The 9,956-nt window shown below is 69.2% G+C and carries 10 protein-coding genes and 1 pseudogene; 5 read left to right on the forward strand and 6 right to left on the reverse strand.

Annotation, left to right across the window (positions count from 1 at the left end; translation table 11 throughout):
• The 3 genes from ESO89_RS17815 to ESO89_RS17825 all read right to left on the reverse strand — a co-directional run.
• Positions 1–664 (reverse strand): ketopantoate reductase family protein (locus ESO89_RS17815; RefSeq protein WP_164932834.1); only part of this gene is annotated, 664 nt, incomplete at its 3' end.
• Between the two features lie 88 nt (positions 665–752).
• Positions 753–2,060: a pyridoxal-phosphate dependent enzyme gene (locus ESO89_RS17820; protein ID WP_128906747.1), complete on the reverse strand. Its 1,308-nt coding sequence runs from the start codon at positions 2,058–2,060 to the stop codon at positions 753–755.
• Entirely contained in the window at positions 2,060–3,016 is a 957-nt protein-coding gene (locus ESO89_RS17825; RefSeq protein WP_128906748.1) for a succinylglutamate desuccinylase/aspartoacylase family protein, read from the reverse strand. Before ESO89_RS17825 ends, ESO89_RS17820 begins: the two co-directional genes overlap by 1 nt.
• Positions 3,017–3,183: 167 nt before the next feature.
• On the opposite strand from ESO89_RS17825, the gene ESO89_RS17830 reads away from it, so the two are divergent.
• Positions 3,184–5,301: a caspase family protein gene (locus ESO89_RS17830; protein ID WP_128906749.1), complete on the forward strand. Its 2,118-nt coding sequence runs from the start codon at positions 3,184–3,186 to the stop codon at positions 5,299–5,301.
• On the opposite strand, the gene ESO89_RS19250 is transcribed toward ESO89_RS17830, so the two are convergent.
• Complete coding sequence (locus ESO89_RS19250; RefSeq protein ID WP_277750281.1) at positions 5,285–5,416, reverse strand: DUF7503 family protein; 132 nt, start codon at positions 5,414–5,416, stop codon at positions 5,285–5,287. The two genes, ESO89_RS17830 and ESO89_RS19250, sit on opposite strands and share 17 nt — an antisense overlap.
• Positions 5,417–5,591: 175 nt before the next feature.
• On the opposite strand from ESO89_RS19250, the gene ESO89_RS17835 reads away from it, so the two are divergent.
• The 3 genes from ESO89_RS17835 (at position 5,592) to ESO89_RS17845 (ending at position 8,152) form a co-directional block, all read left to right on the forward strand.
• Entirely contained in the window at positions 5,592–6,941 is a 1,350-nt protein-coding gene (locus tag ESO89_RS17835) for an MFS transporter (protein WP_128906750.1), read from the forward strand.
• A gap of 77 nt (positions 6,942–7,018) precedes the next feature.
• A complete protein-coding gene (locus tag ESO89_RS17840; protein WP_128906751.1) occupies positions 7,019–7,267 on the forward strand; it encodes a hypothetical protein in 249 nt (82 codons plus the stop codon).
• A gap of 87 nt (positions 7,268–7,354) precedes the next feature.
• The gene (locus ESO89_RS17845) at positions 7,355–8,152 is read left to right on the forward strand and encodes a helix-turn-helix transcriptional regulator (RefSeq protein ID WP_128906752.1); all 798 of its coding nucleotides are present in this window, start codon (positions 7,355–7,357) and stop codon (positions 8,150–8,152) included.
• A 5-nt stretch (positions 8,153–8,157) separates the two neighbouring features.
• Here the strand turns inward: ESO89_RS17845 and ESO89_RS19255 are convergent, their stop codons facing one another.
• Together ESO89_RS19255 and ESO89_RS17850 are read right to left on the reverse strand one after the other, a co-directional pair.
• The gene (locus tag ESO89_RS19255; protein WP_277750282.1) at positions 8,158–8,280 is read right to left on the reverse strand and encodes a hypothetical protein; all 123 of its coding nucleotides are present in this window, start codon (positions 8,278–8,280) and stop codon (positions 8,158–8,160) included.
• 131 nt (positions 8,281–8,411) lie between these two features.
• Entirely contained in the window at positions 8,412–8,945 is a 534-nt protein-coding gene (locus tag ESO89_RS17850; RefSeq protein ID WP_128906753.1) for an inorganic diphosphatase, read from the reverse strand.
• Between the two features lie 552 nt (positions 8,946–9,497).
• On the opposite strand from ESO89_RS17850, the pseudogene ESO89_RS17855 reads away from it, so the two are divergent.
• Positions 9,498–9,956 (forward strand): annotated as a pseudogene (locus ESO89_RS17855) (IS66 family transposase); the annotation flags it as partial.

Here is a 9,956-nt window from a genome sequence, read left to right on the forward strand (position 1 = left end):
CGCCGGCCCGCGCGACGCGCACGACCTCGCGGGCCGCCTCGCGGGCCGCCTCGCCGCCCGGCCCGTCGAGGGTCCCCCCGTTCGTGAGCCGCGCGAGCGCCGAGGGGCCGTTGATCCCCGCGTTGACCGCGAGCTTCTCGTACCGGCGCCGGGGCATGTCCGCGGCCACGGTCGTCTCGATCCCGGCCTCGTCGAACGCGCTCCCGACGCGCTCCGCGAGCGGGTCAGACCCGTCCGAGAGCGCCCCGACGACGACCTCGCCGACGCCGGTGCAGGTCACCCGTCCGGGTTCCGCGAACCGGGCGCCGTAGCTCGCGGTGCCCGCGAGCACGGTGGGGTCGAGCGCCGCGACCAGCCGCTCCTCCGTGAAGCCGTTCTGGAGCGAGCAGACCGCCTCGTACTCCCCGATCGCGAGCGCCCGCGCGGCCGCGTCCGTGTCGTACGCCTTCGTCGTGACCACCGCGAGGTCGGCGGAGCGGTGCGTCCCGTCGGTGAGCGCCCGGGGGTGAACGCGGGCGTCGACCTCGCCGTCGATCCGGAGCCCGTCCTCCCTGACCCGTCGCATGTGCGGGTCGCGCCCGACGAGCGTGACCTCGTGGGTCCGCGCCAGCAGCCCGCCGACGAGGCTCCCGAGCGCGCCCGCGCCGTAGACGAGGACCTCCATACGCCTCACCACGGGGCGAGACTGAAAAGGGATGACGGTGGGGGGACCGCTCGACCGCCGCGGTCAGCCTTCCCCTCGACCGCCGCGGTCAGCCCTTCAGCCCGCTCCCGGTCAGGGGGACGACGGCGTCGTCGTCGGGCGCGAGGACGCCGCGCTCGCGGAGTTCGCGGAGCACCGCCGGGGCGACGGCGCAGGTCGGCTCGGTGTGAAAGCCCGCGGCGTGGAGCCGGTCGAGCTCGCGCTCGGCCGCCGCCTGCGTGACCGCGAGCGCGTCGCCGTCGGTGTCCGCGACGGCGTCGAGGATCGCCCGTTTCCTGACCGGCTCGGCGATCTGAATCCCGTCGGCTGCCGCGTTGACGCGGCCCTCGGGGTCGGCCGCCTCCGCGCCGTGAAGCTCGCGGACGATCGGCGCGACCCCGGCCGCCTGCGCGCCGAACAGCCGCGGGACCTCGTCGATCCAGCCCGCGCGCTTCAGCCGTCGGAAGCCGCGACAGGCGCCGAGAAACAGGGTGCCGTGGCCGAGCGGGGTGACGACCGCGTCGGGGGCCTCCCAGCCGCGCTGGAACGCGATCTCGTAGGCGACGGTGGCGGTCCCCTCGAAGAACGCCGGGTTCCACGCGTGGCTGGCGTACCACGCGGAATCGGCAGCACCGCCTTTTCCTCCACTCCCGCCGCCCCCGCCTCCCCCGCCTCCCCCGCCTCCCCCGCCTCCCCCGCCTCCCCCGCCGCCTCCACCGCCTCCGCCGCCCCCGCCGCCTCCGCCGAGCGCGGCCACGCACGCCTCGGTCACGTCCGCGCGCGAGCCCTCGATCCGGACCGGCTCCGCGCCGGCCCGGCGGATCGCGCGGAGCTTCGACTCCTTGACGTCGGCCGGGACGTACACCGCGGCGTCGATCCCGGCGCGCGCCGCGTACGTCGCGATCGCGGCGCCGGCGTTGCCGGAGGAGTCCTCGACGACGCGCTCGACGCCAAGCTCGCGGGCCCGCGTGAGCGTCGTCGTCGCGCCGCGGTCCTTAAAGGAGCCGGTGGGGAAGACGTACTCCAGCTTGAACGCGGCGTTCCACTCGTCGGCGTCAGGCGTGCCGTCGCCGTTCGCCCGCGCCCCCTCCCTCGCCGTCCCGCCGTCCGCGTCGACCAGCGGCGTCATCCCCTCGCCGAGCGTCACCCGGTCGGCGGGGTCGTCGCCGACGGCGAGGAACGCCTCGAACGCCCAGAGTCCGTTTCGGGCGTCTATCGCGTCGTACCCGTCGCCCTCCGGGTCCGGAGACGGCCCTTTCGGGATCGGCGTGTCGACGAACTCCAGCGGGGCGCCGCACTCGCAGCGCCACCGGTCTCGCACGGTCGCGCCGCACTCGGGACAGGCGAGGTCGCGAACCGAGCCGCGGTCGCCGGGCATCAGTACTGGTCGACGTTGGTCCCGACCGAACAGACGTACTCGCCGGCGGCGACCTGCGGGAGCCGCCGCGTGCGCCAGAAGACGCCGTCGTCGTCGGCGGTCACCCGCGCTTTCAGCTCGCCGAACACGTCGGTCACTTCGTAGAGGGCGTCGCCGGCGGAGACGCGCTCGCCGAGCTCGCGCTCGAACCGGACCAGCCCGCCCGCCGGCGACCCGTACTGGTCGAAGCCGCGCGCCCGCGTCTGTCGTTCGAGGTCGACGTCGCCGTCGAGGAAACCGTAGTGACGGAGCACGTTGAACACGCCCTCGACGCCGTATCGGATCGACTCCTCGTCCCAGCCGACGCAGCCGCCGAGCTCCGGATCGATGGTCGGGATGCCGTGTTCCGGGCCGGTGCGTGCGAGCTGTCCGTCCGGTCCCTTGATGTCGAGGACGTGGCCGCATCCGAACGCCTTCGCCAGCTCCAGACAGTCGCCGTGGAGGCGGTGGCGGACTCCGCAGCGGACCCGCGTCTCGTTTATCATCCGGCTGGTCGACCCTTGGTGGAGGTCCAAGATGAAATCAGCCCGCTTCGCGGCTTGGAACGTCGCGTGGGCGATGCGCTCGCTCGTCGTCCCGTCCTCGTCGCCGGGGTACCCGCGGTTCATCTTGCGGTCGTCGATCGGGTTCCGGTGTTCCGCCACCTGAAACGCGAAGTAGTTGACGACGCCGACGACGAGGACGGCCCCGGACAGCGCCGCCGGATCGAGCCGAGGAACGACGCGGTTGACGACGCCGAGCCCGTTGAGCTCGTCGCCGTCGCTGACCGCCTGCAGGTACAGCGTCTCGCCGTCCTCGGCGCCGTTGACGACGGCCACCGGCAGCCGGACGGGACTCCCGTCCCGCGTCTCGCCGACCTCGAGACGGCCCGTGTCCGTCTCCCCCGGCGAGGCACGAGCCGTTCCAAGCGTGATCATTACGCGAACGTGGGCCGGCCGCCCCTTTATCCGTTCGGTCCGCGGCGATCCCCCGACACAAGCTTTATCGCCGGGTCGCTCCAGAGGTCGGTAACGACGGCCGCGTCGAATCCCGCCGCGCCGACCCGTATCGCGGCGATCTCCCGCCCCGAACGCGGTCCATCCCCATGAGCATCGACATCGACCCGCTGTCCGACGCGGCCGGGATCACCGTCACGGACCACATCGAGAACACGCAGTTCGAGGTGTACACCGACCGGTCGGTCGAGCCGGTCGCGAACCCCGAGGACGCCCACTACTTCCCCGTCGACGCGAGCGTCGCGGTTGAGGCCGGCGCCATCGAGATCCCCCGGGTCGCGGTCGTCGAGACCCGCTCCGACGACGGGACGCTGCTCACGCGCGGCGACGACTACGCGATGCCCCCCGGCTCCTACCACGTCGGGGTCGACCCCGCGCCGACGAAGCTGTACCTCGCGTTCGCGTCGCCGTTCTCCGTGTCGACGACCGATCGGACGACCCGGATCGACCTCGACGCCCCCGCCGAGGTCGCGGTCGGAGCTCGGTCGCTCCACCAGGTGCCGGCGGGGACGATCGAGACGCCCACCGACCCCGAGTCGCTGATGGACGCCGTGTCGCTGCTCGGCTCCGCGCTCCAGACGACGAGCCCGGAGCGGTCGTTCCCCACCCTCCGCGGGCACCCGCCGCTGATCGAGCCGGGCGAGGAACTCCGCGTCCCCGACCGGATCGACCCGCTCGACTCCGGGATTCGGATCGTCGTCCCCCCGGAGCACCGCTACCTCTATCCGGTCGTCTCGCTGGCGTACTACTTCGCCGCCGACGTGGTCCCCGGCGACGCCCCCCGGATCGAGGGCGACGGCTGGACGCACTCCCTGGAGCCCGACTTCGAGCGGCGGACCGCCGAGGTGCTCCGACAGGCGTTCCACTTCGACTGTCTCGCGCGCACGGAGGGGTTCTATCCGGTCGACCTCCACGAGCGCGAGACCACCGACCTCGCCCTCGACTGGGGCCGGCTCTACGACCTCCCGCTCGCGGAGCGGCTCGGCGAGTACCTCGCGGTCCCCTTCGAGCGCGTCGAGCCGGAGCTCCCCCGGTGGACGCTGACGACCGACGTGCGCCCCGATCCCGAGAACGTGGAGATGCTCCCGTTCGTGGCGGGCGAGCTGTCGATCGTCCGGTCCCCGGAGACGGCGACCCCCGCGGCGGCCGGCGAGGGCGACGGGGTCGGGTTCTTCCGGGGACCGAGCGCGTCCGCGGCCGACGGGTCGTCCGCGGTCGCTTCTCCCGGCCCGAACGGGTTCGTACGCAGCGCCGACGCCGCCGGCCGCGGCGCGGCCCCGACCGAGGCCGACTTCGTGCGGCCGGAGCCGGTGGATACGGTCGAACACGCGTGGGTCGGCGCCGGCGTTCCGCTCGGCGCCAACAAGGCGGTCCTCGACGCGTATCACCGCCGGCTGGAGGCGGGTTCGGCCGAGCAGTCGCGGATCTCCGTGCTCGTCGTCTGCAACGACGAGCAGATGCGCGAGGAGGGAGCGGTCGCGGACCTGTACGGGCTCCGCGACATCGTCCAGTTCGACATCGAGGTGCGCCACGACCTCGTCCGCGAGGAGATGCGCGAGGCGCTCCGGTCGGGCGTCGACTTCCTCCACTACATCGGGCACGTCGACGACCGCGGGATGCAGTGTGCCGACGGCTACCTCGACCTGACCGCCGAGGACCTCGACGTCGGCGTCAGCGCCTTCCTGCTCAACGCCTGCCAGTCGTACCAGCAGGGCGAGGCGCTGATCCACCGCGGCTCCCGCGGCGGCATCGTCACCCTCTCGGACGTCGCCAACTCGCCCGCGACCCGGCTCGGCCGCATCATCGCCCGGCTGATGAACAGCGGATTCAACCTCCGCACCGCGCTCCACGTCGCCAAGCGGGAGCTGATCACCGGCCACCAGTACATCGTCGTCGGCGACGGCGGGACGACGATCTGTCAGACTCGGAGTGGGGTGGCGCTAGTTTTGAATATAACTGAGATGGAAAACAGTGTCTGGAACCTGTCGACGAAAATATTTCCGAACGGGGCTTACGGCGTTGGCTCAATGGGCACGCTGAATCTCGGGTCCGTGGAGGAGGACTACTATGTTCCGACGAATATCGACGCCACTAGTATTCCTATCGAAGAGCTTCGTCAGTTTCTCCAGTTAGAAGCACTTCCAATATTCTGCGACGGTGCGCTGACGTGGAACGACGAATTCCTGTCGTCTATGGTCCAGGAGTGAATGCTGCCGCGTTCGCCGACGCCGGCGCCGCCTGCGTCAGCAGGAGGAGCGCGGTGAACAGGACGCCGGCCATCTTCGGGTGCTCTGCCACGTAGCTTGCAACACTTTCGTGCATATTACACGAAATATCGCGCGATATTAACAGCAAGATTGTTTTGCGACAACCATTTTCCAATAGTTGAATTTCTAAAATATATGAATTAATATCGGTCGGGCGGCGTCGTCCGGCGGATGGGGTCAAATCCCCTCCGATCGGTGCGTTGATGGCGGAGTCAAGCGATCGGTTCCGTATGGATGGTTCCGACGGGGAGGCGGAGCTGCTCGGCCCGTTCCGGCAGTTCGTTTCGCTGCGTCGGGACGTGCTGGTGCTGTCGCTGGCGATGTTCGCGTTCAGTCTGGGCTTCCAGATGACGAACCGGTACATCCCGGAGTACCTGAGCGCGCTGGGCGCGAGCGCGTTCGTCATCGGGCTGTTCGGAACCGTCGGCAACGTGATCGGGGCGGTGTACCCCTATCCGGGCGGACGGCTCTCCGACCGGATCGGGTCGCGGGTCGCGCTCACGCTGTTCGGGCTGCTGTCGAGCCTGGGGTTCGCGGTGTGGCTCGTCGCGCCGAACCTCGGCACGGTGACCGTCGCCGGCGTCGTCCTGGAGCCGTGGATCTGGATCTTCGTCGGCCTCTTCCTCGCGCAGGCGTGGAAGTCGTTCGGGCTCGGCGCGACGTTCGCGATCGTCAAGCAGTCGGTGCCGCCCGAGCGGCTGGCGCGGGGGTTCGCGAGCACCGAGGTGTTCCGGCGCACCGCCTTCCTGATCGGTCCGCTGATCGCGGCGGGAGTCATCCAGTACGTCGGCGGCTTCTCCGCGAGCTTTCAGTACGTGCTCGCGGTCGCGCTCGCGTTTGCGGTCGCCGCCACCGCGCTCCAGCACGTCCTCTACGACGCGAGCGAGGACACCCTCGGAGCGGAGTTCCAAGGGGTCCGCGAGGTGCTCGACGACCTCCGGAGTCTTCCGCCCGAGCTCCGACCGCTGCTCGTCGGCGATACCCTCGTGCGGTTCGCGAACGGGATGGTGTACGTCTTCTTCGTCATCGTGATCACGCAGTTCCTGGAGGTCGGCCTCGACCTCGGCCCGGTTTCGCTGTCGCCGGCGGCCTTCTTCGGCGTGTTGCTCGCGGTGGAGATGCTCGTCGCGCTGGTGTCGATGCCGCCCGCCGCCCGCGCCGCCGAGCGGGTGGGACTGAAGCCGGTCGTCGCGTTCGGGTTCTTCGTGTACGCCGCCTTTCCCGCCCTGTTGATCGCCGTTCCCGCCGACGCCGCCCTGACCGCGCCGCTCGTCGTCCTGCTGTTCGCGTTCTCCGGACTCAGGTTCGCCGGGCTCCCGGCGCACAAGGCGCTGATCGTCGGGCCGGCAGAGCGCGACACCGGCGGGCGGGTCTCGGGTTCCTACTACCTCGTCCGCAACGCGGTCGTCATCCCGAGCGCCGCGCTCGGAGGGGCGATCTACGGCGGGTTCTCCGTCCCGACGACCGGGGTCGCGTTCGGCGGGAGCCCCGTCCTCGCGTTCGGACTCGCGAGCACAATCGGGCTCGTCGGCGTCGCGTACTTCGCGCTGTTCGGCGAGGAGTACGACGCGTACGCGTGAGGCGGCGACCGGGCGGGGCGGTCCGAGGCGATCCGTCGCCCCGCCGTTTTTTCACTACCCGCACCCGAGTGGCGGCCATGACCGACATCGACGCCGCGATCCGCGACGCGTTCGAGCACACCGACTACGACCTCGGCGACGTCGCCGTCAACCGCCGGCAGGTCCGGGTGCCCGTGCTTCGGGAGGGCGCCGATCCCGACGCCCTCATCGCGGTGATCGAGGAGGCGCTGGGCGCGGACGCGGTCGTCGCCCCGACCGTCACCACCGAGACGATCGACGGCGAGGACGCGATCGGCACCATCGTGTCGTTCCGACACCGGCCGTGAGCGGAGCCCACGGGACCCGCTTCCGGCCGCGTGCGCTCGGAACGCGGTACGGTTAACCGTGCGGTGTCCGTACACAGGGATCATACGATGACGGCCGACGACGGACACGACGGCGCACAGTACCTCGCCGGGTCGCCCGTCCGGGTCGCGATGCTCCGCGCGCTTCGGCGGGAGCCCCGCCGTCCCGCGGGCCTCACGGCTGCGGTCGACGCGACCCGGACGACGGTCCAGCGCATCCTCTCCGGGTTCCGGGACCGCGACTGGGTCGTCAAGCGCGACGCCGCCTACCACGTGACGTCGACCGGAAGGCGGGTCCACGACGCGTACGAGGCGCTGCTCGACGAGGTCGAGCTCGCGGACCGGTACGGTCAGCTCGCCGCCAACCTCGAACGCGTCGGCGCCGACTTCCCGTCCTCGGCGATCGACACCGGGGAGCTGACCGTCGCGGCCGACCGGAACCCCCTCGCCGCCGTCGACCGCCTCACCGAGCTCCTGCGGGATGGGTGCGGCGAGGAGATCCGCGCGGTCTCGCCCGTCGTCATCCAGCAGTTCAACGAGGCGGCCGCGAAGGCGCTCGACGCGGGCGCCGAGGTCGAACTCGTCATCGACCGCGACGTGGTCGAGGAGTCGATCGCGGAGTTCGGCCCCGCGACCGACCGTGCGCTCCGCGATGACGGCATGACGGTGTACGTCTCCCCCGAACCGGTCGAGTACGGGCTCTTCCGGTGCGACGACCTCGCCTGCGTGACCGCCTACGACCGCAGAAACAACCCTCGGTGCGTGCTCGAATCGGCGGACTCCGCCGTGATCGACTGGGTCGACGACCGGTTCGAGTCATTCGTCGCCGAGGCCCGGACCCTCTCCGCGGTCGTCGAGAACGCGTAGGTCGGCTACCGCTCCGCGCGTCCGTCGTCCGCCACGTCCCCGGATTCGTCGTCGTCCTCTGGCTCGAAGTTGGCGGGGACGACCGTCGGATGATCGATGCCGACGGACGGCTGGCTGTGTGCGCTCATGATCCTATCTACGCGTAGGCGACCCACACCCTAAAAATTACCCATGGGCATAACGCATCCGGGGCGCGGGTGGGTATGTTCAAGGGTTATCCGCCGCGGCGAGGTCGGGGCGTCCCGAGTCCTCAGTCGGCCTACTGGAACTCCTCGTCGTACAGGTCCTGTGCGTGTTCGATCGCGTCCTTCGCGGCCCGCTTGTCCTCCCACCCGAGGGTTTCGACCTCCTTGCCCGCTTCGAGGTTCTTGTACGTCGAGAAGAACTCGTCAATCTCGTCGCGGATCTGCTGGGGGATGTCTTCGAGGTCGTCGATGTGGTCGAACCGCGGGTCCTCGGTCGGCACCGCGATCACCTTGTCGTCCTGCTCGCCGTCGTCGTCCATCTTCATCATTGCGACCGGACGGGCCTCGATCACGCAGCCGGGGAACGTCTGGTCCTCGACGAGCACCATCACGTCGAACGGATCGCCGTCGTCGTAGTACGACTGCGGGATGAAGCCGTAGTCGTACGGGTAGTGGACGTTCGAGTGGAGCACCCGGTCGAGGACGACGCCGGGAATATCCTTGTCGTACTCGTACTTGTTCCGCTCGCCCTTGAGACACTCCACGACCGCGTATATCTCGTCCGGCGCGTTCGGTCCCGTCTCGAGGTCTTCCCAGAGGTTGGCCATGTGAGGGGTACTCCGTCCATCGGTCGCAAAGTCCTTTCGGGTTTCCGGCGCGACGGAGGGCGTCGTCCCGCCGCGACGGAGGGCGTCGTCCCGCCGCGACCGCCGGCGAAAGAGCGCTCCGCTCGTCCCGTCAGGTCCCGCTCTCGCCCCCGTCCGCGCCCTCGAACCGCGCAAATTCCAGCAAAATACGCCGGTATGTCGGGTGACACATTCGTTCCGAACGACCGACTCAGTCGACAATCCGTCGCGTATCCGCGTCTCCAGCCGAGGATCGCTCGACGACGAGATTCCGCCGGATCGAGGCGTTTGAGCCCGCTATCACGGGTATCGGTGGGGTTCTCCGGTTTCGGCGGAAGTGATGTATTTAAACGCTCGTGAACCTTGAGAAACGTGTACGTGTTTAGCCCGAACTGATTTCGCTGCTATCTCATAGAAGGCGCACAACTTAGCCTGTATGAACTGGCAGCAGAGGTTCGTGATGATTCTCAGGGATGGGCTCCACGACGGAGCCCATCCCGTTACCTCTGCTGTCTGTACTGGAAGGTGGGATCTGTGAACGGAGATGATCTCACCAAAGAGGAGTTGCTCTCCCGGTTTTTACAACTTGAACAACGAGTCGAAGAGCTTGAACAAGACAACGCACAGCTCCGAGAGAAGTTACAAGAGAAAGACGAGCGGATCGAAGAACTCGAAACACGTCTTCGCAAATACGAGAATCCGCACACTCCACCCAGCAAGCGACGGTCGGGGACCGACAGGTCCCCGACCTCGCAAGATGACGAAGACGACGATGTCCGAACTGACGGTGGCACTCCCGGTCGGAAGGATGGTCACGATCCGGAGTGGCGTTCTACGGCCGATCCTGACGAAGAAATCGAAGTCACCTGTGACTGTTGTCCTGAGTGTGGCGACCGCTTCGACGAGTCGGTGGGCGTCAGCCCCCGACTCGTCGAGGAGATCCCTGATCCCCAGCCCCCAGAAATCACCCGGTACAACCGCCACTACTACCAG

Source organism: Halorubrum amylolyticum (assembly GCF_004114995.1).
Taxonomy (GTDB): Archaea; Halobacteriota; Halobacteria; order Halobacteriales; family Haloferacaceae; genus Halorubrum; species Halorubrum amylolyticum.

What these genes read in the sequence shown, in the direction of transcription:
- ESO89_RS17840 (WP_128906751.1), top strand. Translation starts at nt 7,019, where the DNA reads ATGACCGACATCGACGCCGCGATCCGCGACGCGTTCGAGCACACCGAC.
- ESO89_RS19250 (WP_277750281.1), bottom strand. Translation starts at nt 5,416, where the DNA reads ATGCACGAAAGTGTTGCAAGCTACGTGGCAGAGCACCCGAAGATGGCC.
- ESO89_RS17850 (WP_128906753.1), bottom strand. Translation starts at nt 8,945, where the DNA reads ATGGCCAACCTCTGGGAAGACCTCGAGACGGGACCGAACGCGCCGGAC.
- ESO89_RS17825 (WP_128906748.1), bottom strand. Translation starts at nt 3,016, where the DNA reads ATGATCACGCTTGGAACGGCTCGTGCCTCGCCGGGGGAGACGGACACG.
- ESO89_RS17845 (WP_128906752.1), top strand. Translation starts at nt 7,355, where the DNA reads ATGACGGCCGACGACGGACACGACGGCGCACAGTACCTCGCCGGGTCG.
- ESO89_RS17830 (WP_128906749.1), top strand. Translation starts at nt 3,184, where the DNA reads ATGAGCATCGACATCGACCCGCTGTCCGACGCGGCCGGGATCACCGTC.
- ESO89_RS19255 (WP_277750282.1), bottom strand. Translation starts at nt 8,280, where the DNA reads ATGAGCGCACACAGCCAGCCGTCCGTCGGCATCGATCATCCGACGGTC.
- ESO89_RS17820 (WP_128906747.1), bottom strand. Translation starts at nt 2,060, where the DNA reads ATGCCCGGCGACCGCGGCTCGGTTCGCGACCTCGCCTGTCCCGAGTGC.
- ESO89_RS17835 (WP_128906750.1), top strand. Translation starts at nt 5,592, where the DNA reads ATGGATGGTTCCGACGGGGAGGCGGAGCTGCTCGGCCCGTTCCGGCAG.